Below are 26,136 nucleotides of genomic sequence, written 5' to 3'. Positions count from 1 at the left end.
AGGCCACATCCCTAATTTTTAAATTACAACATCGTGATGATTTGCATCAAGATTGGCACAACAATTACGAATAGGACAGTAGACGTCGTGACAACGTTTGTTGCGTATTCAACGTCACCCTTAGCTTCACCAACCAAGATAGGCAACACAGCCAATCCAGGGGCAGCGGCTTGGATAATCAACGTACCTTGCTCAACTAATGGAATGTTCATCGCACCCTTAAACATCATCATGATAACAATCATAACGGCAGGAGCGAAGACGAAACGACCAAGCAAAGCGACGATTGTATCGCGATCGAAGTGGATTGACTTCAGACCAGCATCAGCCAAGACGATACCAATGTAAATCAATGACAATGGCGTTACGACACCACCAACCATTGAGAACGTCTTATCAACCAAAGTAGGCAAAGGCAAATCTAGCAACAACCATACCAAAGCCACGATAAATCCTAGCAATGGGGCAGGCAACAACTTCTTCCAGTTGAACTTCTTGTCAGCGACCTTAGGACCATCATTTTGGATGAAGAAGATACCGATGGCCCACGTTGAAACCGTGTTAGCCAAGTAGTAAACCAAGAAGAATGACAATGAGTGTTCACCAAACAATGCCAAGTTCAAAGGCAAACCAATGAAAATCGTGTTAGCGTTAACGAACATGTTAATGAACGTACCGCGACGACCCTCAGGCACCTTCAAAATCTTTGTCAAAAGCCAAGCTACGAGGTAACCAAAGGCGAAAGAAATAATCACAAAGATCAATGAGCCAGAAAGTGAAATCAACTTAGAACGGGTCAAGTTGTCTAAAACACCAACGAAGATGTTCAAAGGCAACGCAACCTTCATAATCAAGAATTCGATATCGTGCTTGAATGAGTCTTGGAACTTACCACCGTTGCGGAGGAAGTAACCCAAAGCAATCACGAAGATAATCTCAACAACAGATGAGATTGAAGTTAGCAATGCAGACATTTCCCAAATATCTCCTATATTCGATTAGTATTCAGGCGTCCATTGAGCAGCCTTAACAGCAGCTTCAACGTCGTCAATTTCAACTTGGTTCAAACCTTCAGCGATAGCTTGCTTTGCAACGGCAACCGCAACACGGAATGACATTTCTGACAAACGTGAAACAGGGGGCAAAACAGGGGCACCAGGTTGCGTAGCGTCAACCATACCACCCAAAGCGTGGGCAGCAGCTGAAATCATACCATCTGACAAAACCTTAGCCTTAGCAACAATCGTACCCAATCCCAAACCAGGGTAAACCAACATGTTGTTAGCTTGTCCGATTTCGTAAGTTACGCCGTTTGAAGCCGTAACAGGATCAACAGGCACACCAGTTGCAACCAATGCCTTACCGTCTGACCACTTGATCAAGTCATCTGGCATTGCTTCGTGCAACTTCGTAGGGTTTGACAATGGGAAGATCTTTGGGTGATCCGTGTTAGCAACCATTGCTTCAACGACTTCCTTAGTAAATGAACCAGGGTTAGTTGACGTACCAACCAAAACAGTTGGCTTAACAGCCTTAACAACTGACAACAAGTCCGTCAACTCGTCAGCGTTCTCAAATTCTGAACGTGAACGGGCGAATGGCTTTTGCTCAGGCGTCAACGTTTCGTCATCGTCGAACAACAATCCTTGACGGTCAACCATGTAGAAGTGCTTACGAGCTTCTTCTTCTGACAAACCTTGTTGCATAAACTCAGCCAAGACACGGTTAGCAATACCCGTACCAGCTGAACCACCACCGTACGTCAAGTACGTTTGTGACTTGATGTCTTCACCAGTAATAGCCAAGGCACCCAAAACAGCTGACGTTACAACGATTCCAGTACCTTGAATGTCATCGTTAAACGTTGGCCAGTCATTCTTGTACGTGTTCAAAATCTTCGTTGCCGTTGAACGACCGAAGTCTTCGAAGTGCAAGTACATCTCTGGGAACAATGATTGCGCCGTCTTAACGAACTTATCAATGAACTCAAAGTATTGGTCACCACGAACACGTTCGTGACGGTTTCCCAAGTATAGTGGGTCTTCCAACAATTCCTTGCGGTTCGTACCAGCATCAACAGAAACTGGCAAAACTGAAGCAGGGTCGATACCAGCGGCAGCCGTGTAAACCATCAACTTACCAACGGCGATATCAACACCTTGAACACCCCAGTCACCGATTCCCAAGATACCTTCAGCATCAGTGGCAACCAACAACTTAATGTCGCGGCCATCAGCAGCGTTCTTCAACGTTGCTTCGATGTTCTCTGGGTGGTTGATGTCCAAGAACGCAGCGTTTTGTGGGTTCACAAACAATGCTGAGTAGTTTTCAATCGTGTCTGCGATTGTTGGGTCGTAGACAACTGGCATGAACTCAGCAACGTGTTGATCTACCAAGTAGTAGAACAACGTGCGGTTCGTGTCGAACAACGTTGAAAGGAAAATACGCTTTTCAACGTCGTTAACCTTTGTTAGGTATTGGGCATAAGCTTGATCAGCTTGCTCTTGAATCGTTTGAACATGGGCTGGCAACATACCAGTCAAACCAAGTTCTACACGCTCTTCCTCAGTAAAGGCAGTACCCTTATTCAAGAAGGGGTTGTTTAAAATCTCTTGTCCACGCATGGTGTAAACATCTCCCTTAAATCTATAAATAATTTCTTAGCGGTGCCCAGTCTACTACCTATAAATTTTTATAGTCAAATTAAACAGATATGATAAAATTTATTTATAACAACGAAAGAAGGGGCGTCGCAATGAACTTTAAAGACTTGTCTTACTTCTCTGCCCTTGCGGAGTTAAAGCAGTTCACAGCTGTGTCAGAGCAGTTTGGTGTCACACAACCAACTATTACGTACGCCATCAAGCGACTCGAAGAAGAGTTTGATAGCGAATTGTTAGAACGACATGCGTCAAAAAAATCAGTGGAACTCACGCGAACCGGTGAACTGGTTTTGGACTTGGCCAAGCAGATTCAAAGTGAAATTGCGTTTACCAAGGAAGAAGTTCGCCTGCATTCTTTGAAAAAGTTACGTTTTGGTTTGCCACCAATTATCGGAACTTACTATTTTATGCCGGTAACCCGTCAGCTAGCTAAGCGTCATTTGCTGCCGAACTTCGAAGCGGTTGAAATGGGTAGTGCGGATTTAATGGCTCAAATTGCTGACGGAAAGCTAAACTTCGGTTTGGTTGCTTCTATTGATCAAGTTCATATTCCTGGTGTTGTCGCACAAAAGGTCGCATCCTTTCCATTTGTGCTTGCGACAACAAATAAAGCTTTACCAGATGAAATGTACTTTGAAGACGTCGCTAACGACGATTTCATTTTGTTGAACGAAGGTTTCATCCACAGTCGGGTGTTTAAAGAGCTGACGAGCAGCACCGAAACATTCCCACGTATTCTTTACACAACTTCAAACGTCGAAGCTTTAAAAGGCGTGGTGAAGGAGGGGCTAGGAATGACCTTGATAACGACGTTAGCCCTACAGGAAACTGATCGCGACATGCACTTTATCAAGTTATTAAATGACGACGTACCAACGTTTGACATCTATCTGCTAGCTCGTGAAAGCGTCCATGTCAACGACGCCCGTGCTGACATCTTGCAGGTTATCCGCGAATATACTGATAAATAAGCGCTCATTCACTTAAAAACGTTCCCTTTTTGCAACACTCGCGCGCCGAAAGTAGGTATGATAGCCATACGAATTAACGAAACAAGAGGCAAATAATATGTACGAGGGTAAAGTTATTTTGGTCGCCGGTGGAACCGGGGCCGTTGGTGAGGGCATCGTCAAGTATTTAGCAGAGAATGGCGCAACCGTACTAGTGCCATCTCGTTCTGAAGAAAAAGCGTTGGATGCATTAGGATTTGTTGATCAACCATTCCGTAAGAACGTGTTCTACTTGTTCGGTGATATTTCAAATGAAGATGACGCACAAAAGATGCACGATGTGATTGTTGATAACTTCGAACAACTAGACGGCATGGTCTCATCACTTGGCGGTTGGTGGCAGGGCGCTGCTTTGACTGACATCACTAAGGCAGAGTGGGAAGAATTGATGCAAGGCTTGTTGACGGCTCACTTCGTTGCCAGCAAGACGTTGATGCCGTTGCTTCGCCAAGGTGCGAACTACACATTTATTAGTGGTGTTTCCGCAGAAGATGCTGCTTTCAGTAAGTTCTCAGGTCCAGTCGCACCAGCCGGGGCAGCTGTTCTCATGATGAGCGAGCTGTACGCTGTTGAAATGGCAGGCCGTTTCAACGTTAACTCATTGATTCTTGGCCCAGTTAACACACGTGTTCGACCATCTTTGTACCGCAAGGATAGTTATGTAACGTCAAAGATGGTTGGTGAACTAATCGGTGCATTGCACTTTAAGAACACTGAGTCGATGACTGGCCAACGCTTGCGTGTGCCTGACGTTGATGCCGCTAACGAGTACTTGACCAAGTGGCGCGCTTAATATTAAAAATAAAACTCACATTAAAAAATGCCGGATGACTTGAATCATCCGGCATTTTTCAGTTACTTTTTAACTTTCACTTTCGCATTAACGCGTTGCGCTTGCTTAAAGTATTTGGTCATCACGTGGCTAACAGTTCCCCAATAATAGAACAACAGTGAGCCAGCAATAATGACTATGAAATCAAATGGATAATGAATCCAATTTTGACCGTTAAATTCCTTCGATCCGATGTATGACATGATTGAGATAAAAATCAAATAACCAATCATCCAGAAACTACCTTCAAACGCACGTTTCGTCTTGTTGAAACCAGTGCGCCACTCGTAGTAAAAGTAGAAAGGCAATCCGAGCAAGATAACTAAAATAACTTGAACTGTCGTGGGCCACATCGCCCAGTAAGTCGCAAGTGATGCCAAAACAAACGATAGTGGCGCCATAATTTTTAGAATCTTACCGCGGAATGGGCGATTAAACTCAGGCGCCATTTCACGTAATGAAATAACTGTGACGGGGCCAGTTAGGTAGGCAATCAACGTTGACGTTGAGATAACACTAGCTAGCGTTCCCCATGAACGGAAGATAGACACCATCAGCATACTGAGAATGGCATTAACCACCATCGCGATACGCGGTGTACCGTATTTTTCGTTAATCTTACCAACGAATTTTGGAATATGGTTATTAGAAACCATGGCCGCCAACGTACGACTAGATGACGCTACGAATGAGACCCCAGTCCCAAATGGTGAAACGAAAGCATCCATGTACAACAACACTGAAAGCCAATGAATACCAAGCAAAATTGCCAAGTCAGCAAACGGTGATGCAAAGTTAATGCCATGCCAACCGCTAGCTGCAATCATGTCAGGCTTCAAAGCTGTGATAAAAGTGCTTTGAAGCAGGATGTATAACACACCACTAATTAATAACGAATAGACGATACCGCGACCGATGTTTTGCTTAGGGTTTTCAATCTCACTTCCCATGTTGATAACCGTTTGAAAGGCGTTAAATGAAAAGATAATCCCCGAAACAGTCGTGGCTGCAAAGATTGGTGCTGTACCATATGGCATAAACTCATGTAATGATGTCCCGTAGTTTTCTGGGTGAAAACCCGACATCGTCAACATGATGATCGTTAGCAACGGCACCCCAATTTTAAAGACTGAGATTAAGCTCGTAAAGTTCGTTAATAGCTCCACTGACCAGTAATTCAACAACGTGAACACAGCGATGAAAAAGAAAACTGCTAATAACCCTTCAGATGTAATTGAACCATTTGCCATGAAGCTCTGCGTCCATTTCGCCCATGACCAAGGCCATGAACTCATATACTGAACAGCCGCAACTGACTCAATTGGAATCAAAGTAATCAAAGAAATCCAGTTCGCCCATGAAGCAATGAATCCGAGTAACGAACCGTGGGTATACTGTGCGTATTTACTCATCCCACCAGATTGTGGGAACATCGTACCAAGTTCAATATAGTTATAGGCGATTGTTCCGATAACAATACCGCCAATTACCCAGGATATGATAGCGGCTGGACCTGCAACTTGAGAAGCTTCCCAAGCGCCAAATAGCCAACCTGACCCAATTAGAGAACCAAGTCCCAGCATAACAAGCTGGAATAACCCGATTTTCTTGGCCTTTTTTGAATTTTTCATGTGACCTCCTCGTACATGTACGAGTAACAGCTTACCAAAAGTTCACATATAAATCTAATTTCCGGAACTAAAAAAGCCTGATTTTCAGGACAATCAGGCTAGGCAACTTATGCTATTAATATAATTTAAGCTGCGTCTTCTTGACGCCAAACGAGGTCGAATACGCCATTCACAAGTGGGCGAACCACGAAAAGCAATAGTGGAATCGCGAAGAGTAGCGTGTGGGCCCATTGAATAAAGTAGGAATGAATCAAGTGATGCGTGTCGTAGTGATGAGACATGTACAACCCGTAAAATGACATAATCGAAACGTTACCCGTGACAATGAACACTGCCATCGAGTGACGACGCGGAATTAGGCGACTGAACCAAGCTGGCAAGACATTGTGTAGCTTAACAACCAATGGCAAAGTCACGTTTTCCTTCAACAAGAACGCTAGTATGAACGTCAACGGTACAATAGTTAGTGTTGCAAGAATTGTTTTCTCATGCCAACCCGCAACCCAAGTACCATTCCAAATACTAATTATCGTCACCATCATCAACGTTGTGACGATACCCAAAATAAATGATCGTTCAAAAAAGCGTTTCATAAAAATCCTCCATGGAAAAAATAAGTGTTTTTCCAAATTACCATAACTGGGAGGATTTTGACAAGGTCGTCCTGAAAAACGCTTATTGCCGATAAGGAGTGATTTTGCTATGCTGTAAGTTAGTGGTTCGTAACCATCCCACTCAAAAAAACTAGGAGAGAATTAAATATGGACACGAAAAAGCGCTCTTTTTCAGCGCGTGATATTTCACTAATTGCCGTTATCGCAGCTTTATATGCTGTAGCAACTGTGGCTTTGCCATTTGCGTCATACGGCCCATTCCAACTACGCTTTTCTGAAGGCTTTAACCATTTGGTCGTCTTCAACAAGCGCTACATCATCGCTTTGACGATTGGGGTATTCATCGCCAATATTTGGTCACCATACGGCATTGTCGACATGATTGTCGGTACAGCTGGGACATTGGCTATGACCACGATGTCTTACTTTGCCACGCGTAAGGTTAAGAGCGTGGTTAAGCGACTAGCAATTAGCACCGTTATCGATGCATTAATGATGTGGGTTGTTGCCGCCGAGTTGTACTTTATGGCCAAGACGCCATTCTGGGCAACATTTGCTTGGACAGCCCTCGGTGAGCTAGCAGCTTTGATTATCGGCGCTGTTATCTTCTACATTTTGAACAAGCGTGTTGATTTGGAAAAATAATGATTACACAAGATTATAAAAATCAAACCATTTTGTTAACTGGGGCTGCATCAGGGATTGGATTAGCCCAGTTAAACACCTATTTAGATGCTGGGGCGACGGTCATCGCAATTGATAAGCAACCAATACCAGTTACGCACGATCGTTTGACACCATATCAACTAGATTTAAGTGATATGACCCGATTAGGCGAGTGGATTGCGTCGCATAACGCCGAACTAAGCAGTGTTGATATCTTTCTCAGCACTGCCGGTGTATTAGATGCATTCACACCAGCCTTAGACACTGACTTTGCTGCTATTCAACAATTGATGAACGTCAATGTTAACGCTGCTGTGCAATTAAGTTTAGCTGTCTTACCACACATGGTGACACGCCAAACTGGACAAATGGTGTTCATGGCCTCAATCGCCGGTCAAATTGCTGGTGGTGGCGGGGCAGCTTACACGATGTCAAAGCACGCCTTAGTCGGCTGGATGAAACAATTGGCTTTGGATTATGCTGACCAAGGCGTTCATATTAATGCAATTGCGCCCGGTGCCATCAACACACCAATGAATGCGGCTGATTTCGCCGGCGATGGTGCAATGGCTAAGCAGGTTGCTGCTGAAACCCCCGTTAAACGTTGGGCAGTTGCGCAAGAAGTTGCTGATATGACGTTATATCTCACAAGTCCAGAATCAAGCTATGTACAGGGACAAGTGTTTACCATCGATGGTGGCTGGACAATTAAATAGCATGCAGAAAAGGAGATCTCATATGAGATCTCCTTTTTCTACATAACGGTCATGTTTACCAAATATTCGAAATACATCAAATCTGGTGTGACATCAACCATGAAATTGTCGTTTTTGTACAATAGCAAGCGCCAATCGCTAATCTTGTCGTTGTTACGCTCATCGATAAATTGGTTAAGTGAGCCATCATTGTTTAACAAGATATAGCCAGCGTATTCATCAAGTACAGCCGGCAAGTCAGTCGTACGACGTTCAATCTTGGTTGTGCCGGGTTCATACAAGGCAATCGTGAACTCACCGATTTCTGGACGCGTGTTATCAAAGTACCACTTAAACGCCATCAAATCGTTCATCGTTAGACCAATATTCATTAAGTAGTCCACACTGAGACGGAAGTGGATTGGCTCAACCATGTCAGGTAGGGCTGGCACGTGGAATTTATCCGCGTAATATTCAGAAAAACGTTGCCACATCAAGATTTCAGGCTGCTTTTCACCTGATTCATAGGCGCGTAATTCATCTGGTGACAGTTGTAGTGCAGTGCTTACTTCAGTGGTTCCCAATTGAAAGAACTCACGAATCGTTTGTAGATTATTCATGCCACTATTATATAGCAATTTTTTGAATTGTCATATCTGGGACTAATTCAAAAAACGCGTATTCTTAGATTTCCAATCTTCCAATTTGATACCAACCCAAAATCCATAGATACCTAGCGTAATAATCATCAGTAATAACCACTTGATCCAATTGCCAAATAGACCAACCGCAGACCCGTTAAACTGCATGCGGTGACCGTCAATAACAGTGTGGTTAATCTTCCAACCGTACACCATCACTAATGCCCAAGGGTATAGAATACCAGCAGAGAACACAGTGACAATAAACCCTAAAATGCTCCAACCAATTAGCGATAGCAAACCACCATCAAAAAACGATTGACGGCCAAACTTAGTTTCTGGTCCCATAAAAATACTCCCGTAGCTTTTTACATCAGTCCAATCTGGACATGAATACACCTAGTGTAGAAAACTGTGGTGTGTAAATCAAGCCGTTTTTCAGTCAAAATATATACTCTCATAGCAGAAAACAATAAAGCCTCGAACGCAACTTAATTTAAAGTCGTGTTCGAGGCTATTTGATTAATTACTATTCATGTCCAAAATGGCGTCAAAGACTGCTTGTGGCAATTCGATGTCGCTCTTCTTTTGACCTTGACGGCGCAATTGTTGTTGCTTCTTTGAAACCTTGGTTCCAGAAGCAGCGGCCTTACGTAGTGGTGGCACATCGGCACGGGCGATGGCGCGACCTTCAACGATGGCTTGAACTGGCATTGATTGCAACTTGCGTGGAATCAAATCCTTCAGCTTAGACACAATTTCAGTTCCAACACGATCAACCTTTGAACGGTGCATAACGAAAGTCAATGCATCAACCTTAGCGTAGTCAACCGCAATATCGATTCGAACCAAATCTGACTCTTGGTATGAATCAAACTCCGTTGAAAGGGTAGCAAATCCGTGTGACGCTGACTTCAACTCATTGAAGAAGTCATAGGCGATTTCTGAAATTGGCATGCGGTAGGTAACCATCAACATTGAACCAATCGTTGCCAAGTCCACCAATTCACCACGACGACCTTCAGCCAAGCGCATAATGTCGTTCAACATTTCGTTTGGCAACGTCATCTTAGCCAACATGTAAGGCTCTTCAACCTTCACAATTTGACCGTAATCAGGGAATTGGATAGGGTTTTCAACGTAAATTGGCTCGTCTTCATTCTTAACCGTTACGCGGTATGTTGAATTTGGCATGGTTGTCAAAACATCGAGTCCAAACTCTTCTTGCAAACGTTCACGGATAATTTGCAAGTGGAAGATTCCCAAGAATCCACCACGGAATCCCATCCCCAAAGCCTCAGATTGCTCTGGCTCATATTGGAAGGCGGCATCATTCAAACCAAGCTTCTCAATACCAATCTTCAAGTCCTTAAACTCACTACCACGAGGGTAAAGACCGGCATAAACCATTGGCTCAACGTCTTGATAACCAGGAAGCGGCTCAGCAACCGGATCATTAGCCAGCGTAATCGTATCACCGACACGAACCGCCTTGGCATCCTTGATACCAGTCACAATGAACCCAACATCCCCAGCCTTAAGCGTATCAAGTGGCGTCATCAAAGGTGAGAAGACACCCATTTCTTTGATTTGTGACTTAATCTTGTTGGCCATGAACAACACGTTGTCTGAAGACTTCAATTGACCATCAAACAATCGCACTTGAACAATAACACCCTTGTAAGGATCGAACTTTGAGTCGAAGACCAAAGCCTTCAACTTACCCGTTTCATCACCTTGTGGGGCAGGGATACGGTCACGAATTGCTTCTAGAACCGCATCGACACCCAAACCACTCTTGGCTGAAATCTTGAGGATATCTTCTTCCTTAAATGACTCATCCAAATCAAGCAATTCTTCAATCGTCTTATCAACTTCAGCAGCCATGTTATCAATCTTATTAACGATTGGAATAATAACCAGGTTGGCAGCCTTAGCCAAACGGTAATTAGCAACTGTTTGGGCTTGCACACCCTTAGTGGCGTCGACCAAAAGTAGCACACCATCAGTTGCTGACAATGAACGTGAGACTTCATAGTTAAAGTCGACGTGGCCTGGGGTATCAATCAAGTTATATTGATATTCAGTCCCATTGTTATCAATGTAGTAGTTTCGCACAGTACGAGACTTAACCGTGACACCGTGGGCCTTTTCAACACTCAAATCATCAAGTAGTTGGGCTTCAGTTTCACGTTCTGATACTGTGTTTGTCATTTCCATAATACGATCGGCCAAAGTAGACTTACCGTGGTCGATGTGCGCAATAATTGCAAAATTGCGAATTAAATCTTGTCTCGTTGACATTATTTCTCCTAACATTCCCAAAAATGTATCTTACTGATTGTAACATTTTGCAACCATGAGAACAAAACCGTGTCAACATCGGCACGAAATTCTTTGTTTTTTTCGGAAAGGGCCCTTAATTGTTTATTTTTAATTAGTTCATTAAATGCTAATATAAATCTCATGAAGGAAAGAAAGCGTCTATTATACAAACACGGGGGATGTAGATATGGAATACTCTACTGGTGAAATGGGCCCAAGCACCTTGCATTACACGTTCGAAAAAGCCAACGCTGCAGATTTTGCAGTAAACGGGGTGGCTGAAGTCGTACAACCAAAAATTAACGACAAACTTATCGAACACTATCTAGATTTGTGCGAACGTCATCCAACTTGGACGTTTGGCCAAATTGCAAGTGGCTTGCACGTCGATGCAGCAACTTTGCGGCAACTAGAAACAGTCACAAACAGTAAATTACGCTCTGCCAAAGTCAGGTAGTTGCTAACGCTCGAACTAATTTCGGGCGTTTTTTTATTTTTTAGATAATATATGTCCCGTATTCCTTATCTTTTTACAGCAGAACCTGGTATGATAGACATTATTGAAATTTTTAAATAAGGGGCTTCCAATGAACGATCAAAACAAACTGAATCGTACAATGACGCTTTTGCCAGCCATTTCGACTGTCATGGGAACTGTTATTGGAGCGGGTGTCTTTTTTAAAGCATCTAGTGTTGCACAATCTACTGGTTCAACCAGTATGTCTCTATTCGTTTGGATTTTGGGCGGATTGATTAGTTTAGCTGCCGGGTTGACCGGTGCTGAACTCGCTGCCGCATTGCCACAAACTGGTGGAATGCTGGTCTACATCGAACGAGCCTATGGTAAGTTACCAAGTTACTTGCTAGGTTGGGCACAAATTGTTGTGTACTTCCCAGCAAGTGTGGCAGCGAAGGGGGTTATCTTCGGTACCCAAGTCGCCAACTTGTTCCACTTGCCAACGAGTGCGATTATTCCAGCAGGAATCATTGCTGTTGCATCAGTCTTTTTGATTAACTTGCTTGGATCTAAGATTGCTGGACAATTCCAATCAATCACGTTGTTCTTTAAGTTAATCCCATTGGCATTGATCATCATCTTTGGTTTGCTACAACCAGGTGGTGTTGATGTTAGCTTGTTCCCAGTTGAACCAGGTTCACAAGCCGGTTCATGGGCTACGGCTGTCGGTGCCGGACTTTTGGCCACGATGTATGCCTATGATGGATGGATTCACGTTGGTAACATTGCCGGTGAAATGAAGAACCCACAAAAGGACTTGCCACGTGCAATCGCCGGTGGGTTGATTGGTATCATGGTCATTTACTTGCTTGTTAACTTTGTTTACTTGCACTCATTGCCATTGTCAGCTATCTCAGGAAATGAAAACGCCGCTAGTGATGTGGCGCAACACATTTTCGGTGGCTTTGGTGGTAAGTTGATTACGATTGGTATCTTAATTTCAATCTACGGTACGCTAAACGGCTACACGATGACGGGAATGCGTTTGCCATATGCCATGGCCTTGGAAAACGAGTTGCCATTCTCAAAGCAATTGGTTAAGTTGAACCGTTACCAAATCCCATACGTGGCTGGTATCTTCCAACTTGTTTTGGCCATTGCTTTGATGTTTATCGGTGGTTTCGACATGCTAACTGACATGTTGATCTTCGTTATCTGGCTATTCTATACGTTGGTATTCGTTGCCGTTATCAAGTTACGTATTACCGAACCTGATTTGCCACGACCTTACAAGGTGCCATTGTATCCAGTCGTACCAATCATTGGTATCGCTGGTGGGGTATTCATCATTGTCATGACATTGATTTCAGAGTTCCAACTTGCCATGATTGGTCTGATTTTGACTCTAGCCGGATTGCCATTGTACTTCTACATGCAATCACGCAAGCGTCGTCAAAACTAAATCACGCAAAAACTAGCAGATTAATTGCCAAACGGCAGTTGGTCTGCTTTTATTTTTGCCGTATACTAATACTCTGACTATAAGAAAAGCGGGGCGTCTTATGCCAACATTCATCAAAAAAATACTATCTGACAAAACTTTAGCGATTACGACTATCTTGAGTGTTATCGCATTACTATTTGGCCAAGTGGCGTGGACGGATATCAACGTTCATACAATTGTGGCGTTGGCCGCCTTATTGCTACTAGTTGGTGTGTACGAGCGAACTGGGGTATTGGTGGCTATCGCGACGACCATTATCCAAAAGAGTCGCACGACGCGCCAAGTTATTTTAGTGACGCTGTTGCTGTCATTCTTTGGATCAATGATTTTTACCAACGACGTGGCCATTCTAACATTGGTACCAATTTTTGTGACCATCGCCCGCAAACTTGAGCTAAAGATGGTGTTACCAGTCATCTTTATCACGATTTTTGCGAACCTAGGTAGTGCGTTCACACCGTTTGGTAATCCACAAAACTTGTATCTGGCATCACACTATCATTTAACGCTAGGACACTTTTTGCAACTGTCACTACCAATCGGCGTGTTTAACTTGGTGTTCTTGTTACTCAGTCCGTTTGCCTTTAAAAACAACCCAATCAATGACATCGAACTAACTGCAACCCCATTAGAGAAGCGGACTGTTATCATCTTGGTGATTAGCACACTGTTGGTACTAGCCGGCATTTTAAATCTCTTTCCAATCTGGGGTGCCTTGTTAGTCAGTGTCATCACGGCATTGCTCCTTAACCGCCAAACATTTGGCCAAATCGATTATGGCATCCTGCTGATGTTCGTCGAGTTCTTCATCATTGTGGGGGCGCTCAGTCGCATTGACTGGGTATCAGACATGATTAAACTTGGCATGACGACACCGGCGATGACATTTATCACGGGGGCCATCTCCAGCCAATTCATCAGTAACGTACCGGCAGCCGTGCTGTTGTCAAACTTCACAAGCCACGTTTCACCACTGTATCTTGGTGTCACAACTGGTGGATTAGGCACATTAATTGCATCGTTGGCCAACTTACTCGCTTGGCGCCAATTTGCGCAACATACGAGCGATCAATCATGGCATTTCCCATTGCGCGCGATGCTGATTAACGGCGGACTACTCATTATCTACTTGATTATTGGGTTGCTACTGATTATGCTAAAGCTTAACTAACAACGCACCAGTGGAGGTGGCACTATGCAAGGACTACTATTACCGTTAATCGGCCTAATTTTGTTGGCCATTATCGCATTTTTTGTCACATTGGCCGGCAAACACCGTCGTCCGCAGTTACCAAGCGAGCGTGAGTTACAGCAAGCTGAATTCAAAGAAAAGCACGAAAACAAAGAAAACTGACAGCACCTTAAGAAAAGGTGTGCTTAAAACCGTAGCAATCAACGCAATCTCATTCCTCTTGTATAATATAAGGGTTAATAAAAAGCGAGTAGGTTTTAGGATATGCGAAAAAACGTCAGTATCATTTTTAGCGTCCTCATAATCATGGGGGCGTTTATTTTTTGGGGTCTCACGACGCATCAACATATTAGTTCCGACTTAAGCACCGTTAAAAGCGATGATGTGAAGGTGCCTTACGGTGGTGCCTCTCAACAACCATTGTATTCAGATAAAGAATTTTTGAATCGCATGTCACCTTATCCAGTGATGCATGATGATTTACAATATGCGATTGCATTGCCTGGTTTACAAGGGGCCTGGTCACTCAAAGCTGGTCAAGCATCAGTCGATAAGCACCAACTCATTAAAGTAGACACTTTGGACCCCCAGGGAATCGCAGTTAGTCGTAATGAAATTTTTATTTCTGCCTACGATCATGCACACAAAGCAAATTCAGTCATCTATGTTCTCAATAAATGGACTGGTCGTTATATTAAGACTTTGGTGCTCCAATACCAAGATCATGCTGGTGGCATTTCATATGATCCTGATCATCAATTGCTTTGGGTAGCTGGCCACAACGGTAAAGACTCTGTGCTATACGGAATTGCGCAGGCGGATATCGATAACTATGATATTCGCACCAAGTTGCCCATTGGATATCAACAGGATTTCACACTTAAAACGGCTATTAACGCCTCAACCGTGGCTTACTATGATGGGGCGCTTTGGGTCGGGTACTTCACCCGCAGCGGTTTGGGAAATATCCAAAAATTTGCGATTAATGGGGACTCCAATGCAACGCTGATGGTTGGACAACCCGTTGGTGATAAAGATCCATCAATTGTGGCGGGTAATAAGCTATACGAAAGCGTCCCTGAGTTGCAAGGCATATCTGCGAATAGCAACCATGTGATGATTACATCATCATTTAGTAATGCGGACTCTAAGTTGGTTCGATTCGATAAAGGCGATGACGGCAAGATGACTAATGGGATGTACGTCACCATGCCACCATTTTTAGAAGGTGTTAATTACGATGGGGATACCGACCGTTTTTATGCCTTGTTTGAAAGTGCAACACCGGTGTACCGAATCAAGACGAAGGCGGTAGTTGATCGTATCGTTTACATCGACCCTAAAACATTCAATAAGTACGCCTTACCTTATAAAGAATTGCGTAATCCACTTGGCTTCAACTTAGCTACGAACACCAGTCAGACACAAAATCCAGCGTGGATTTATCACAAATAAGCGTTAGTTATGAGGGGGATAACATGAAACGGCTACATTTCGGCATCGGTATTGCTGTCATCACGATTGTCGCAGTGGGCGCTTTTATTGGTTTGAATGAACCAAATAAAGTGGCCCAAGAAAAAGCACCAACCACCAAGCATCAAAAGCCTATAAAGGTTGATGTCAATCAAACTGTTGCGCCATCGGGTGCTTTAGGGACTCAGATTGATCAACGGGTAAAGGATAGTCATCATAGTGGCACACTCTTGGTTGCCCAAAACGGCAAAATCATCATTAACCAAGGATATGGTTTAGCCAATAAATCAGCAAATACGCCTACAACTGCAAAATCACTATACGGTATCGCGTCAATTCAAAAGAATTTAACAGCCATCCTGGTCATGCAGCAAGTTGCAGCTGGTAAAATTCACCTAACAGACAAAGTAAGCCAATATTTGCCAGAATTACCCGACGCCGACACGGTCACTGTACAACAGTTGTTGAACATGACAGCTGGGTACAACCAAGTTGGTAAGACGGAAGCCAAGTTGGATGAAACCGGCTATGTTGATTTTGGACTCAAACATCTAACCATGGATCAACGTGGCGCCTGGTATTATTCAGCGGGTAATTACGTCGCCTTGGTTGGCATACTACGTCAAGTGACTGGTAAGTCATACGAACAACTACTAGACAATACTTTTAAAAAGAACTTTGCCATTGACTACACGAACTATAATGATTTCATCACTAGTCCTAATCGTGTTGAGAATTACGGGACTGATGGTAATCCATATTTCGATAACCCAAGCATTTTCAATCGCGAAGTCGGCACTGGTAGTATTGAAATGACGGCTGGTAATTTATACAAGTTGTTGCATGAAGAACTAGCTGGTAAGTTGATTAATAAGACCTTGCTGCAACAGATGCTTGTGACCGGTCCGAATGAAAACTATGCCGCTGGGATGTATGACGATGGCAATGCGTACCGTCTCCATGGTGTTTTGCTAGGGTTTGAACCTTCCGTTAAAACGACCAAGGATGGTAAAACGATGGTCATTTGGTTAAGTAACGAGAATAAGGCGCAGACCAAAGAAAACTACACAATGGTCAATCAACTCTTTGACATGGTAACTGCTAAGCCGGTCACACAATAATACGTAAACAAAGCTCACCGTAATTGGTGGGCTTTTGTTTTAGGGGTTTTGATTGGTAATTCGCTAATACTCATCGTTATAATAATGGCAATAATTGTTATGGACGAGGGGAATACAATGATAATACGACCATTAGAGAAAGTAGACTTAGAGTTTATCTATCAACAAGAGAACACCCGCAATGCGATGGCGTTGTGGTTTGAGGAACCTTATTCTTCATTTGACGAGTTAAGCCTGCTATACGATAAACACATCTTAGACCAGAGCGAACGACGTTTTATTGTTCAAGAAGATGATGGCACGCCGGTTGGAGTTGTTGAGATTATGGATATCGATTTGCTGCATCGAACTGCTGAGATTCAGGTATACATCAACAGTACTTTCACTGGGAATGGCTATGCCACAAAGGCAATGGCTTATGGTGTGCGTTATGGGTTTAACAACTTAAACTTACATAAGCTATACCTGTACGTTGATGTGAAAAACGCCTCTGCAATTCATATCTACGAAAAGCTAGGCTTCCGAAAAGAAGGGACGTTGATCGAGCAATTCTTTGCTGAAGGGCAATATCACGACTCTTATTTCATGGGGATGTTGCATAACGAATACCGTGATTGGGTTGCTAACCACCAATAATTTTTCGCCCACATTAACAATGTGGGCTTTTTACTTCCAAAATACATGTGAACATTTCTACAAAATATCGTACAATCGGAAATAGATTTGCATTAAATGACTATATTTTTGGGGGATGAATCCATGACAACAGGCGTGTTGTTGGTAAATTTAGGAACGCCAGCTAGTCCGAGCAACGCTGACATTAAGCCATATTTAAAAGAATTTTTATCGGACCCAAATGTCATTCATGTGCCAAAACCAATTTGGCAAGTGATTTTGAACGGGTTTATTTTGCCGATGCGTACATGGCGCTCAGCAACCTTTTATCGTGAAATCTGGTTACCAGACGGGTCGCCATTAACTGTCTACACAGCAAAGTTGGCCAAGAATTTGCGAAACCTGCGACCAGATTGGTTAGTTGACTACGCGATGACATACGGTGAACCGACAATTCCGAATCAACTTGATCAATTACGTAAAAACGGTGCTGATGATATTATCGTTGTGCCACTATTCCCACAATACTCAACAACGACAACCAAAACAATCGTTGAAAAAGCAACTGCAGCCGATCCAAATGCACAGATTATCTTGTCGTATGAGACGCATCCAGCGTATATCGAAGCCTTGGCGGACAAGATTAAGCAAGACTGGCAAGGAAACAGCTACGATAAGTTAATGTTGTCGTATCACGGTATTCCCACGAGTTATGTGCGTCAGGGGGATGATTACTTAAAGCAGGTAACGGCAACCACCGAAGCACTTAAAACAGCTTTGCAATTGGACGACAATCAAATCGTCCAAACATTCCAATCAAAGTTTGGCCCAACGCCGTGGTTAAAGCCATATACTAGTCACGTTTTGACGGAGTTGCCGATTTACGGTGATAAAAACGTATTAGTTGCAACGCCCGGGTTTGTGATTGACTCGCTCGAGACCTTGAACGAATTAAAGATTACTGCTGCGCAAACGTTTAAGGCAGCAGGAGGCGACCGTTTCGGCTTGGTATCACCACTAAATGACGATCCAGCATTGGCGAAGATGTACGAAAGCATTGTGAGTGATTATGTTCGATAAGCGATTTTTCCAACGGTTCTTGTCATACGCCGGCGCTTCGTCATTAGTGGCAATTGGGTACATGGATCCCGGTAATTGGTTAACCGCCATCGTGGGTGGAAACTTGTTCCATTGGTGGATATTACCAGTTATGACATTAGCCATTGTATTTGCAATTGTCTTGCAGTTGGTTAGTGCGCGACTAGGAATTGTTACGGGTAAAAACCTAGCTGAATTGGTTGCACCAGCGTTGTCTAAGCCAGTCCGAATCGGGTTTTGGGCATTCAATGAACTAGCGATGATCGCGACTGATTTGACAGCCGTGGTTGGTACAGCAATTGCCTTACACTTATTGTTTGGTTGGTCACTCCAAGTAACCACATTATTGACTGTTTTCGATATTATTATTTTTTTGTGGTTGTTTAAATTCGGTGTCCGTCGTATCGAGTTGCTAGCTGTCGCCGTGATGATCGTTGTCACGATTGGTTTTATTTTTGTTTTACAACCACATCGTTTGGCAGAGACCCAACCAGTACACGAACCATTGCGCTCATTCGGTTGGCTAAGTGTTAGTTTGGTTGGCGCCATCATCATGCCACACAACTTGTATTTACATTCTGAATTGGCTAAGGCACGGCCATACAACCGGGAAAACGATGCAGAGGTGCGTGATATGCTGCGAATGGCAAAGTGGGATACAACAATCCACTTGCTTGGTTCTTGGGTCGTTAACGTGCTGTTGGTGTTAATGGGATGGTTTGTCTTTACTGAAATTGGACATAGTAATGTGATGTTCAGTGCGCTCTACGATACGTTGAAGCCAACAGTCATGGCACCAATTTTTGCAATTGCGCTTTTGCTAACCGGTTTGATCGCATCAATTGCCAGTACATTAGCTGGTCAAATTGTCATGACAGGGTTGTTGCATTGGCGTTTGCCAATGGTATGGCGCCGTATAATCACACGTGCATTTACACTAGTGCCTGTGATTATCATTGTCTTTTTGTACAATGGCCAAGAGCAGGCGTTGTCGGAACTGATTATTGTGGCACAATATAGTCTAGCCGTGATGTTACCAGCTAACTTGGCTGTCATGTGGTGGGCTATGCGTCGCTTACCAACACGCTGGCAGTTCCCACCAATTATTCAGAAAGTTGTTGTTGGAGTGGCTCTGGTAGTGGGTGTTTTCAGTTTATTAGAACTAATTATTTAAAAAAGAGACTTGGATTTTGATGTCCAGGTCTCTTTTGTTTAGTTATATGATTGAAGAAATCCCTGAAATAATTGGTCCGAGGGATAATAAAATGAGCGCTGCGCCGATGTAAAAGCCGTAGCTCACTCCCTGGCTTGAAAGGGGCAGCATGCGATTGGTCATATTTTTCATAGGTTTTGACTGCTTGTTTTGTCAGATAGAGTTCCAGTACACCCAAAATGAGCATCAACAGGCCAAAGAGGAGTGTTAGCATGTCTTTTTCCTTCCTAACTACCGATATGATCGTTGTAGTATTTAACAGCAGATTGTGTGAAATAGGCGTTTGCAATCTTCTTTCATAATCCACAGTCAATCAACATATACTTTAATTGTAAACGTTTTCATTTGTTATCGCGACTTATAACATTTATATTTCATGTAGGAAGTTATAAGAATGGACTTTAACAGCAACGAAGTACGTTACAATTATCACAAAACGATAACTAATAAAAGGTGGCTAAACAACATGGCAAACTCAAAAGCATTTAAAATCATCGCCGGAATCTTCGCGGCATTAGCACTGATTGTATTATTAGGTGGCATCTTCATGGATTGGCCAGCTCGCATTAATAACCTTGTTATTTGGGGCTCTTTGAGTTTGTCATATATCATGATGTACATTGATTCTAAAAAGAAATGGCAATTAGCGTTTTTTGGCTTGTTTGCGATAGCATTTTTGATGTCATTATTCACAAATTTCATGGCGCTATAATGAGCGTTTAAGTTTGTGAGCTGTCAGCAACTACAACGTCATTTGTAGATAGTATTTGGTAGTGCCAACAAACGGTGTGTCCGTGAGCTGTCCAAAGATGATAAAGCCAAAACTTTGATAAAATTCGGGTGCTTGATAATCCTGTGTATTAACCGTAATATGCAGCAAATTCAGTGATTTAGATGCATTAATAGCAGCATCCACAAGATCATGGCCGATGCCGTGATTACGATGATCAGCTGATACAGCTAGCAATGAAATATGCGCGGTATTACCGAAAATTTTAAGTACCAACGCACCAGAAACGGTGCCATCAGTCATATCCGCAAAAGAAATTGTTGATTCAAGGAGCTGATCAAGTTCAAAAAGTGTTTGTTGCTGCGCATTTAATTGATTGATGACGAAATCAGTTGCAAGTTGTGTGTCAATTTGTTGAATAGCCATTGTAAGACCTCCAAAAATGTATTATCGGACAGTGTACCATAGATAACATGATTTAATCGTCGTACTTCGCTTTAAAAATAACAACTCACGATAATATATATTATGTAAACTAGAATAAATGTATACCTGAGTCCTTAAAACTAATCACACACCTACTAATTAAAAACGCTGCAAAAACCGAACTAGTCTTTGCAGCGTTAATTATTATCTTTAAAACACATTGAATTGATGAACCGATCCATATACGTCTAAGCTTAACTGTTCAACTAACGTAAACAACGCCGTGCTGATTCTGAATCCCGACGTATTCGTAAGTTTTGTGATTGCTAAATAGCCAGTTTTCTCAGTTTCTCGAATTTTGGTCGTGTTTTGCAAATTGTTTGCTAACTTGTGCAACTCCATGGAAACTGCTGAATTTTTTTCAACTGCCAAAGCATCAGCAATTAACGTCTCAAGCCGGTTCACATCTGTTTTTTTGCCAAACATTTTGATACCTCATAACGGTTGCCGGTAATCTAGATATGCTCATCAAACTCGTTGGTTGGATGATTACGTACCATCGCGTTAACACCAATTAAACTAATCAGACCAACAAACAAGCCGATACCACCCCAAAGAATACGTCCTGCAGCACTATCAATGAACATCAACAAAATAATTGTGGCCATAAAGACCACGTACGGTAGTGCTACTAAATCATGTGGTCTAAAAATAATCCTGACCATGTTTAATCCCCCTCTTGACCATTTATCAATGGTAAGTATATCACTTTAATTCAACCACCAATTTTATTCTTTTTAATCGGCTAACAAATGTCTTCAGACACAAAAAAACACAACAACATCCGGTGGACTATCATTGTGTTCAGCATATCTATTCAGGTTTCATTTCAATCACGACTTTACCACGCGCATGGTGTGATTCAACTCGTTCATGCGCTGATCGAACACCATCCGTCGTAAACGGGAACTTTGAATCAATCACGACTCGCAATTGGTCGTTTTGATAATACGATGCTAATTCGGCTAAATCCTGGCCACTTGGGTGTAGCCAACCAGCCGTTAACGTTTTGTGCATCTTTTCAGCGGTTGCTAATTGTTCCTCAGTTGGATTAGCAGAAATTGTCACTAATCGACCGCCTGGCGCTAACACATCAAGTCCTGCATCAATATCACCAACACTGTCTAGTACAGCATCATACTCGCTGATCACATCGGCAATTGCTCGTTCGTGATAGTCAATGACAATGTCAGCCCCAAGTTGACGGACAAATTCAGCGTTTGCATGTCCTGCAGTCGTTGCAACAGTTGACCCCATCAATTTAGCTAACTGAATCGCAACGATGCCGACACCGCCAGCGCCAGCTTGAATTAGTACTTTCGAACCAGCCGTCACTTGTAGAGCTTGCAACATGCGCTGCCCCGCCAGCTAATGGTAACGCTGCAGCCTCAGCAAATGTCATTTTGTCTGGCATCAACGCTACTTTGTCGACATTTACTGCCATAAGCGTTGCATATGAGCCGAATTTACCAGTAGCATCCATGTCTGGACGCGCAAAAACACGATCACCAACCGAAAATTCTGTAACATTTGCGCCAGCTTTGGTAATCACTCCTGCGATATCCCAGCCTAACACAACCGGGAAAGTCCAATGAAACATGCCTCGCAAAGCACCTTGACGGGCCTTATAGTCTATTGGATTAACACTTGTCGCAAATGTTTCAATCAGCACTTCGTTGTCTGCAATGTCTGGTTCATCATAGTTATCAACGACCGTTAGTTCATTACTAGATCCAAATTGGTTAATTATTGCTGATTTCATACGCCACCTCCATTTACTTATTATTACATAGTAACGCGTATGAAAAATCAGTCTTACGATTAATTTTAGATTGGTTTTTTAACGATGCGTCAAAAAGTTGATTATTCAACAAATACGCCAGTGTCGATGACCTTAGCCATTAAGTTGACCACATTTGCAATGTAGACATCTATTTGAGTAATGCTAAGCACGGCCAAATCACCAATTGTTTCTCCCGTAAAATCAGCATTATAGTCTTGAATTAGCTTTTCAACACACGACTTATCTGCAAAACCCGCCGGTACAGCGTCAGTTGCTGACACCGGCAATGGTTGCAGACCATATTTATGAACGAGATATGGATTAAGCTTTTTAAAATCCTCATAGTAACGCTCTAACACCACCGGACGTCCTGGATCATCTTTTGGTGGCACAACTTTCATAAAGACATCGGTTAGCCAAACTTCATCAGCTAATAAATGCGTGTAATAACCTAAGGTGAATGTATCTGTTAAAGTTTCCGGATGTGCCTGCAGAAACGCCTGTAAATCGACACGTCTAGTACCACGGTCGCTAGGCACTAAATAGTGTGTTTCATCCTTCGTCATTTGATTGAGCTTATCAACATCCGGTGCTTCGTTGCCAATTAAGAATGCCGTATCTAACTGTTCATACTTTGCCATCAACAACGTCGCAATCGCAGCGTGCATTAATCGTGATCCCATGATATTCTCCCCCTGCTTTTTATCACAGCAGCTGTTGGTCTAAAACGCTTGACTTCAGTCAGGCGTAAAACCAAAGACGCACCTGATAAGGGCGACTTGGTCACGTCGGAGATTAAAAATCTCCGACATTCTCAGTCTACTTTATCTCAACTTTACTCTCGGTCAGTAAAAAACGCCACAGGCAACACCTGTGACGTCCATATTTTGTATTCAGTTAGCTAACAATTACCATCAGTACTGGAATAACAATCAACATCATTAACGTAGTTTGTGTAATCGATACTGATGCGAATTTGTAATCGCCATTAAGTTCGCGCGCCATCACTGCAGCGTTCGTCATCGTAGGCATAGCAGATTGAATGACAAACACCGCCTTTAGCAACTTAGGTAAGTCAAACGGCATCATCATCAATGCCATGATCGTAGGTGCCATCACAAATCGACCGATGGCCAACGTGATATTTTCCTTATCAGGAATCAAATCAGCACGTTGCGTCTTAGCGATTGAAAAACCAATAAAAATAAGTGATAGCGGTACGTTTGTATTCCCCAAATCCGTTAAATCTGTCGTCAGGAACTCAGGCAATTGGATGCGGAAGATGACCAAAACGACAGCAACCAGCAACGCGATCATTGGTGGTGTGAACACCCCCTTCAACGTTTTCTTCAAGTCAAAGTGTTTGCCAGTTTGCGTATCACTTTCAATCATATAAACACCCAGCGTCCAGAACACGATGGTATTAGCCATGTAATAGACCAGGACGTATGGCAGACTTTCTTTACCGAATAGCGCCATATTAACTGGTAATCCGACTGTCACAGTATTTGAATTAAACAGCAGTGACTGGAACAAACCTTTGTGGGCTGGTTGCACGTGGATTAAGCGCACAACAACAAACGAAAAGATGAACAGCACCAGCATACTACCAACTGGCAAAATCAGCTTAGGTCCCAAAGCTACCAAACTAGCTGGTGTGAAATCCTGCGGAATACTAACAATCAAGTACGCCGGAATAGCGATTTTTGTGACAAAGCCAGATAGAAATTTACTCAATCGGCCATCGTCATCATTAAAGATATGTAGCTTGAGTAATGCGTACCCGACCGCTACCAAGCCCAGAATCATTAAAACTCCTGAGATACTGTGTATAATCGTCGCCATTGTTAAACTCCTTTCTGCGGTTAAAAAGAAGAGGCCCTACCAAAAGATAGAACCCCTCTATACTATTTAATTTTCAGGTGTTGGGCAAACGAACTCACCACTTTGGTCAGCCGTTTCCAAAATACGCGTCACGATATCCTTCTCGTGGTTATTCAACCAGGCCGTTGGTAGTGCGTCCTTGCCGTACATAAGTCCAGCAACCGCCCCAACTAATGGCATGATTCGCATTGGTTCACCTGGCATCCCCGACGCCAAAGTCAATGCATCCTCAAAGTTATCGCTATTCAGCAAGACCCAAACGGTTGCCGCAAACGTATCAACGACATAACCAGAAGCATGAATCTCACTGATTGGCATATTTTCAAAATCAGGCGTATTCAATGATTCAAACGCTTCAAGCTCATCAGCAAACACAGCGTGCTTTGCGTAGTATTCGTATGCATTGCTAATCGCAAAATCGAATGCTTCGGGTAGCTTCATCCCAGTCAACAAACCATTGATTAGCATGGCGTACATCCCCAATGCAATCAACGAACGTGGGTGGTTGTGTGTCAAACCACCAATTTGGTGCAACGTTAACATGGCTGGATCATCGTGAATGAAGTCTGAGCCATACTTAGCATACAAGAACAATACAACCGGTGTGATGCGCAACAATGAACCATTGGCATTGTCTTGCACATCGCGGCCACCAGAAGTGAATGGATCTTGCGTCTGTCGGAAGTTTTCGATTGCGAGTCTTGTTACATCCCCAGCCGGTTGTGGTGCGCCATCAGCGGTATAAGCGCCGGTCGTGTACCAGTAAGAGAACTGAGTCATGATGTCGGTTAATATATAGCCGTTAGAAAGACTTGCAATGGTCGCAAGGGTTAGCGATGAATCACTGCCCCACTGCGAACCGTCACCCATGATGATTTTTTGTGCAAAAAGGTCACCATTGATTAATCCTAGCGTGCTATTTATTAACGGATTATCAGGTAAAGTCATGCCAAAATCCATCCTTTCAAGATTTTAATTGTAACACTAACGTAAATTATTGGCAAACCAACCCCAAATACACTATAATTAAAATATGAAACTGTAATAAAAGGAGTTCATCATGACGGAATCAGCACAAACGCCAGGTCTTGACGTGTTCGCGTTAACCTTGCTACGTGATCGTTTGTTACCTGAATTACTACAAGATGATCAATCAGAAATTATCTACTGGGCAGGCAAGACGTTAGCACGAGACGTTGAACTACACGGCATCTCAGCTATCGAAGCCTTTTTCCAAGAAGCTGGTTTTGGAACGTTAACACTTACGACGCAAAAGCCAACGATGCAAAAGTGGCGTCTAGACGGGGCAATCGTCGAAGCTCGTTTGCGCGAGAACGCAGCGGCTAGCTTTGCATTGGAAGCTGGCTTTATCGCCCAACAAACCCAACAACAAATTGGATTCGGTGCAGAGGCACAATGGGAAGCATCTAAGCAAGCCGTTACCTTGACTGTAATGACAGAAGCACCCGCAACCCTAGCTGAATAAAAGATAATTAAAAACGC

28 protein-coding genes, 1 pseudogene and 1 riboswitch are annotated in these 26,136 nt (G+C 43.1%); of the genes and pseudogenes, 15 read left to right on the top strand and 14 right to left on the bottom strand.

Translation table 11 applies throughout. The features are described 5' to 3' along the window. Positions 1 to 23: 23 nt before the first annotated feature. Together ACAW68_05150 and ACAW68_05145 are read right to left on the bottom strand one after the other, a co-directional pair. Positions 24 to 974, bottom strand: coding sequence for an AEC family transporter (locus tag ACAW68_05150; GenBank protein ID XGA16947.1), 951 nt, complete (start codon positions 972 to 974; stop codon positions 24 to 26). A gap of 24 nt (positions 975 to 998) precedes the next feature. Continuing rightward, positions 999 to 2,624, bottom strand: coding sequence for a malolactic enzyme (locus ACAW68_05145; GenBank protein ID XGA16946.1), 1,626 nt, complete (start codon positions 2,622 to 2,624; stop codon positions 999 to 1,001). A 131-nt stretch (positions 2,625 to 2,755) separates the two neighbouring features. Here ACAW68_05145 and ACAW68_05140 point away from each other — a divergent pair, with 131 nt between their 5' ends. Both ACAW68_05140 and ACAW68_05135 read left to right on the top strand, forming a co-directional pair. Then, positions 2,756 to 3,634 (top strand): LysR family transcriptional regulator, encoded by an 879-nt coding sequence (locus ACAW68_05140; GenBank protein ID XGA16945.1) that lies wholly within the window; start codon positions 2,756 to 2,758, stop codon positions 3,632 to 3,634. Positions 3,635 to 3,731: 97 nt separating this feature from the next. Further along, complete coding sequence (locus ACAW68_05135; protein ID XGA16944.1) at positions 3,732 to 4,466, top strand: SDR family NAD(P)-dependent oxidoreductase; 735 nt, start codon at positions 3,732 to 3,734, stop codon at positions 4,464 to 4,466. Positions 4,467 to 4,528: 62 nt separating this feature from the next. Here the strand turns inward: ACAW68_05135 and ACAW68_05130 are convergent, their stop codons facing one another. Together ACAW68_05130 and ACAW68_05125 are read right to left on the bottom strand one after the other, a co-directional pair. Further along, a complete protein-coding gene (locus ACAW68_05130) occupies positions 4,529 to 6,088 on the bottom strand; it encodes an APC family permease (protein ID XGA17004.1) in 1,560 nt (519 codons plus the stop codon). A gap of 173 nt (positions 6,089 to 6,261) precedes the next feature. Continuing rightward, entirely contained in the window at positions 6,262 to 6,729 is a 468-nt protein-coding gene (locus ACAW68_05125) for a hypothetical protein (GenBank protein ID XGA16943.1), read from the bottom strand. A 116-nt stretch (positions 6,730 to 6,845) separates the two neighbouring features. After that, positions 6,846 to 6,890: riboswitch (PreQ1 riboswitch) on the top strand. Between the two features lie 7 nt (positions 6,891 to 6,897). Between ACAW68_05125 and ACAW68_05120 the strand changes: the two genes are divergently transcribed. Both ACAW68_05120 and ACAW68_05115 read left to right on the top strand, forming a co-directional pair. After that, entirely contained in the window at positions 6,898 to 7,395 is a 498-nt protein-coding gene (locus ACAW68_05120) for a QueT transporter family protein (GenBank protein XGA16942.1), read from the top strand. Then, on the top strand, positions 7,395 to 8,132 hold the full coding sequence (locus tag ACAW68_05115) for a 3-oxoacyl-ACP reductase (GenBank protein ID XGA16941.1): 738 nt from the start codon (positions 7,395 to 7,397) through the stop codon (positions 8,130 to 8,132). Before ACAW68_05120 ends, ACAW68_05115 begins: the two co-directional genes overlap by 1 nt. Positions 8,133 to 8,170: 38 nt before the next feature. On the opposite strand, the gene ACAW68_05110 is transcribed toward ACAW68_05115, so the two are convergent. The 3 genes from ACAW68_05110 to lepA all read right to left on the bottom strand — a co-directional run bounded on the left by ACAW68_05110 (position 8,171) and on the right by lepA (position 11,056). Continuing rightward, the gene (locus ACAW68_05110) at positions 8,171 to 8,731 is read right to left on the bottom strand and encodes a transcriptional regulator (GenBank protein XGA16940.1); all 561 of its coding nucleotides are present in this window, start codon (positions 8,729 to 8,731) and stop codon (positions 8,171 to 8,173) included. A gap of 42 nt (positions 8,732 to 8,773) precedes the next feature. Further along, the gene (locus ACAW68_05105) at positions 8,774 to 9,100 is read right to left on the bottom strand and encodes a DUF898 family protein (protein XGA16939.1); all 327 of its coding nucleotides are present in this window, start codon (positions 9,098 to 9,100) and stop codon (positions 8,774 to 8,776) included. Between the two features lie 174 nt (positions 9,101 to 9,274). After that, the gene (gene lepA / locus ACAW68_05100; GenBank protein ID XGA16938.1) at positions 9,275 to 11,056 is read right to left on the bottom strand and encodes a translation elongation factor 4; all 1,782 of its coding nucleotides are present in this window, start codon (positions 11,054 to 11,056) and stop codon (positions 9,275 to 9,277) included. 208 nt (positions 11,057 to 11,264) lie between these two features. Here lepA and ACAW68_05095 point away from each other — a divergent pair, with 208 nt between their 5' ends. The 10 genes from ACAW68_05095 (at position 11,265) to ACAW68_05050 (ending at position 20,462) form a co-directional block, all read left to right on the top strand. Beyond that, the gene (locus ACAW68_05095) at positions 11,265 to 11,534 is read left to right on the top strand and encodes a helix-turn-helix domain-containing protein (GenBank protein XGA16937.1); all 270 of its coding nucleotides are present in this window, start codon (positions 11,265 to 11,267) and stop codon (positions 11,532 to 11,534) included. Positions 11,535 to 11,664: 130 nt separating this feature from the next. Then, the gene (locus ACAW68_05090) at positions 11,665 to 12,996 is read left to right on the top strand and encodes an APC family permease (GenBank protein XGA16936.1); all 1,332 of its coding nucleotides are present in this window, start codon (positions 11,665 to 11,667) and stop codon (positions 12,994 to 12,996) included. A 100-nt stretch (positions 12,997 to 13,096) separates the two neighbouring features. After that, a complete protein-coding gene (locus ACAW68_05085) occupies positions 13,097 to 14,209 on the top strand; it encodes an SLC13 family permease (GenBank protein ID XGA16935.1) in 1,113 nt (370 codons plus the stop codon). A gap of 24 nt (positions 14,210 to 14,233) precedes the next feature. Continuing rightward, positions 14,234 to 14,392, top strand: a complete 159-nt coding sequence (locus ACAW68_05080; GenBank protein XGA16934.1) for a hypothetical protein — start codon at positions 14,234 to 14,236, stop codon at positions 14,390 to 14,392. A gap of 102 nt (positions 14,393 to 14,494) precedes the next feature. Beyond that, positions 14,495 to 15,685: a hypothetical protein gene (locus tag ACAW68_05075; protein XGA16933.1), complete on the top strand. Its 1,191-nt coding sequence runs from the start codon at positions 14,495 to 14,497 to the stop codon at positions 15,683 to 15,685. A 23-nt stretch (positions 15,686 to 15,708) separates the two neighbouring features. Continuing rightward, positions 15,709 to 16,824: a serine hydrolase domain-containing protein gene (locus ACAW68_05070; protein XGA16932.1), complete on the top strand. Its 1,116-nt coding sequence runs from the start codon at positions 15,709 to 15,711 to the stop codon at positions 16,822 to 16,824. A gap of 117 nt (positions 16,825 to 16,941) precedes the next feature. Then, positions 16,942 to 17,460, top strand: coding sequence for a GNAT family N-acetyltransferase (locus ACAW68_05065; GenBank protein XGA16931.1), 519 nt, complete (start codon positions 16,942 to 16,944; stop codon positions 17,458 to 17,460). Between the two features lie 123 nt (positions 17,461 to 17,583). Continuing rightward, positions 17,584 to 18,519 (top strand): ferrochelatase, encoded by a 936-nt coding sequence (gene hemH, locus ACAW68_05060; protein XGA16930.1) that lies wholly within the window; start codon positions 17,584 to 17,586, stop codon positions 18,517 to 18,519. Continuing rightward, on the top strand, positions 18,509 to 19,711 hold the full coding sequence (locus ACAW68_05055; GenBank protein XGA16929.1) for an Nramp family divalent metal transporter: 1,203 nt from the start codon (positions 18,509 to 18,511) through the stop codon (positions 19,709 to 19,711). Before hemH ends, ACAW68_05055 begins: the two co-directional genes overlap by 11 nt. 505 nt (positions 19,712 to 20,216) lie before the next feature. Next, a complete protein-coding gene (locus ACAW68_05050; GenBank protein ID XGA16928.1) occupies positions 20,217 to 20,462 on the top strand; it encodes a hypothetical protein in 246 nt (81 codons plus the stop codon). A gap of 30 nt (positions 20,463 to 20,492) precedes the next feature. Here ACAW68_05050 and ACAW68_05045 read toward each other — a convergent pair whose 3' ends face one another. The 7 genes and pseudogenes from ACAW68_05045 to ACAW68_05015 form a co-directional block, all read right to left on the bottom strand. Further along, positions 20,493 to 20,906, bottom strand: coding sequence for a GNAT family N-acetyltransferase (locus ACAW68_05045; protein ID XGA16927.1), 414 nt, complete (start codon positions 20,904 to 20,906; stop codon positions 20,493 to 20,495). A 210-nt stretch (positions 20,907 to 21,116) separates the two neighbouring features. Then, on the bottom strand, positions 21,117 to 21,392 hold the full coding sequence (locus tag ACAW68_05040) for a hypothetical protein (GenBank protein ID XGA16926.1): 276 nt from the start codon (positions 21,390 to 21,392) through the stop codon (positions 21,117 to 21,119). Positions 21,393 to 21,421: 29 nt separating this feature from the next. Next, entirely contained in the window at positions 21,422 to 21,631 is a 210-nt protein-coding gene (locus tag ACAW68_05035; GenBank protein XGA16925.1) for a hypothetical protein, read from the bottom strand. Between the two features lie 148 nt (positions 21,632 to 21,779). After that, positions 21,780 to 22,728, bottom strand: a pseudogene (locus tag ACAW68_05030) (NADP-dependent oxidoreductase). A 101-nt stretch (positions 22,729 to 22,829) separates the two neighbouring features. Further along, positions 22,830 to 23,432: a hypothetical protein gene (locus ACAW68_05025; GenBank protein XGA16924.1), complete on the bottom strand. Its 603-nt coding sequence runs from the start codon at positions 23,430 to 23,432 to the stop codon at positions 22,830 to 22,832. A gap of 214 nt (positions 23,433 to 23,646) precedes the next feature. Further along, positions 23,647 to 24,594, bottom strand: a complete 948-nt coding sequence (locus tag ACAW68_05020) for an AEC family transporter (GenBank protein ID XGA16923.1) — start codon at positions 24,592 to 24,594, stop codon at positions 23,647 to 23,649. A 66-nt stretch (positions 24,595 to 24,660) separates the two neighbouring features. Beyond that, a complete protein-coding gene (locus ACAW68_05015; GenBank protein XGA16922.1) occupies positions 24,661 to 25,581 on the bottom strand; it encodes an ADP-ribosylglycohydrolase family protein in 921 nt (306 codons plus the stop codon). 112 nt (positions 25,582 to 25,693) lie between these two features. Here ACAW68_05015 and ACAW68_05010 point away from each other — a divergent pair, with 112 nt between their 5' ends. Further along, positions 25,694 to 26,119, top strand: a complete 426-nt coding sequence (locus tag ACAW68_05010) for a DUF2507 domain-containing protein (GenBank protein ID XGA16921.1) — start codon at positions 25,694 to 25,696, stop codon at positions 26,117 to 26,119. Positions 26,120 to 26,136: the final 17 nt, after the last annotated feature.

This window comes from Weissella confusa, from assembly GCA_041871065.1.
GTDB lineage: Bacteria > Bacillota > Bacilli > Lactobacillales > Lactobacillaceae > Weissella > Weissella confusa_A.
Note: the sequence above shows the minus strand (reverse complement) of the source record. Positions and strands in the feature narration are given on the sequence as shown.

Bases quoted from the DNA above. Each gene is read 5' to 3' on its own strand.
- ACAW68_05050 (XGA16928.1), top strand. From the start codon at position 20,217: ATGGCAAACTCAAAAGCATTTAAAATCATCGCCGGAATCTTCGCGGCA.
- ACAW68_05140 (XGA16945.1), top strand. From the start codon at position 2,756: ATGAACTTTAAAGACTTGTCTTACTTCTCTGCCCTTGCGGAGTTAAAG.
- ACAW68_05105 (XGA16939.1), bottom strand. From the start codon at position 9,100: ATGGGACCAGAAACTAAGTTTGGCCGTCAATCGTTTTTTGATGGTGGT.
- ACAW68_05135 (XGA16944.1), top strand. From the start codon at position 3,732: ATGTACGAGGGTAAAGTTATTTTGGTCGCCGGTGGAACCGGGGCCGTT.
- ACAW68_05065 (XGA16931.1), top strand. From the start codon at position 16,942: ATGATAATACGACCATTAGAGAAAGTAGACTTAGAGTTTATCTATCAA.
- ACAW68_05045 (XGA16927.1), bottom strand. From the start codon at position 20,906: ATGGCTATTCAACAAATTGACACACAACTTGCAACTGATTTCGTCATC.
- ACAW68_05070 (XGA16932.1), top strand. From the start codon at position 15,709: ATGAAACGGCTACATTTCGGCATCGGTATTGCTGTCATCACGATTGTC.
- ACAW68_05080 (XGA16934.1), top strand. From the start codon at position 14,234: ATGCAAGGACTACTATTACCGTTAATCGGCCTAATTTTGTTGGCCATT.
- lepA (XGA16938.1), bottom strand. From the start codon at position 11,056: ATGTCAACGAGACAAGATTTAATTCGCAATTTTGCAATTATTGCGCAC.
- ACAW68_05055 (XGA16929.1), top strand. From the start codon at position 18,509: ATGTTCGATAAGCGATTTTTCCAACGGTTCTTGTCATACGCCGGCGCT.
- ACAW68_05110 (XGA16940.1), bottom strand. From the start codon at position 8,731: ATGAATAATCTACAAACGATTCGTGAGTTCTTTCAATTGGGAACCACT.
- ACAW68_05130 (XGA17004.1), bottom strand. From the start codon at position 6,088: ATGCTGGGACTTGGTTCTCTAATTGGGTCAGGTTGGCTATTTGGCGCT.
- ACAW68_05085 (XGA16935.1), top strand. From the start codon at position 13,097: ATGCCAACATTCATCAAAAAAATACTATCTGACAAAACTTTAGCGATT.
- ACAW68_05035 (XGA16925.1), bottom strand. From the start codon at position 21,631: ATGGTCAGGATTATTTTTAGACCACATGATTTAGTAGCACTACCGTAC.
- ACAW68_05090 (XGA16936.1), top strand. From the start codon at position 11,665: ATGAACGATCAAAACAAACTGAATCGTACAATGACGCTTTTGCCAGCC.
- ACAW68_05040 (XGA16926.1), bottom strand. From the start codon at position 21,392: ATGTTTGGCAAAAAAACAGATGTGAACCGGCTTGAGACGTTAATTGCT.
- ACAW68_05075 (XGA16933.1), top strand. From the start codon at position 14,495: ATGCGAAAAAACGTCAGTATCATTTTTAGCGTCCTCATAATCATGGGG.
- hemH (XGA16930.1), top strand. From the start codon at position 17,584: ATGACAACAGGCGTGTTGTTGGTAAATTTAGGAACGCCAGCTAGTCCG.
- ACAW68_05015 (XGA16922.1), bottom strand. From the start codon at position 25,581: ATGACTTTACCTGATAATCCGTTAATAAATAGCACGCTAGGATTAATC.
- ACAW68_05120 (XGA16942.1), top strand. From the start codon at position 6,898: ATGGACACGAAAAAGCGCTCTTTTTCAGCGCGTGATATTTCACTAATT.
- ACAW68_05145 (XGA16946.1), bottom strand. From the start codon at position 2,624: ATGCGTGGACAAGAGATTTTAAACAACCCCTTCTTGAATAAGGGTACT.
- ACAW68_05020 (XGA16923.1), bottom strand. From the start codon at position 24,594: ATGGCGACGATTATACACAGTATCTCAGGAGTTTTAATGATTCTGGGC.
- ACAW68_05025 (XGA16924.1), bottom strand. From the start codon at position 23,432: ATGGGATCACGATTAATGCACGCTGCGATTGCGACGTTGTTGATGGCA.
- ACAW68_05115 (XGA16941.1), top strand. From the start codon at position 7,395: ATGATTACACAAGATTATAAAAATCAAACCATTTTGTTAACTGGGGCT.
- ACAW68_05095 (XGA16937.1), top strand. From the start codon at position 11,265: ATGGAATACTCTACTGGTGAAATGGGCCCAAGCACCTTGCATTACACG.
- ACAW68_05010 (XGA16921.1), top strand. From the start codon at position 25,694: ATGACGGAATCAGCACAAACGCCAGGTCTTGACGTGTTCGCGTTAACC.
- ACAW68_05150 (XGA16947.1), bottom strand. From the start codon at position 974: ATGTCTGCATTGCTAACTTCAATCTCATCTGTTGTTGAGATTATCTTC.
- ACAW68_05125 (XGA16943.1), bottom strand. From the start codon at position 6,729: ATGAAACGCTTTTTTGAACGATCATTTATTTTGGGTATCGTCACAACG.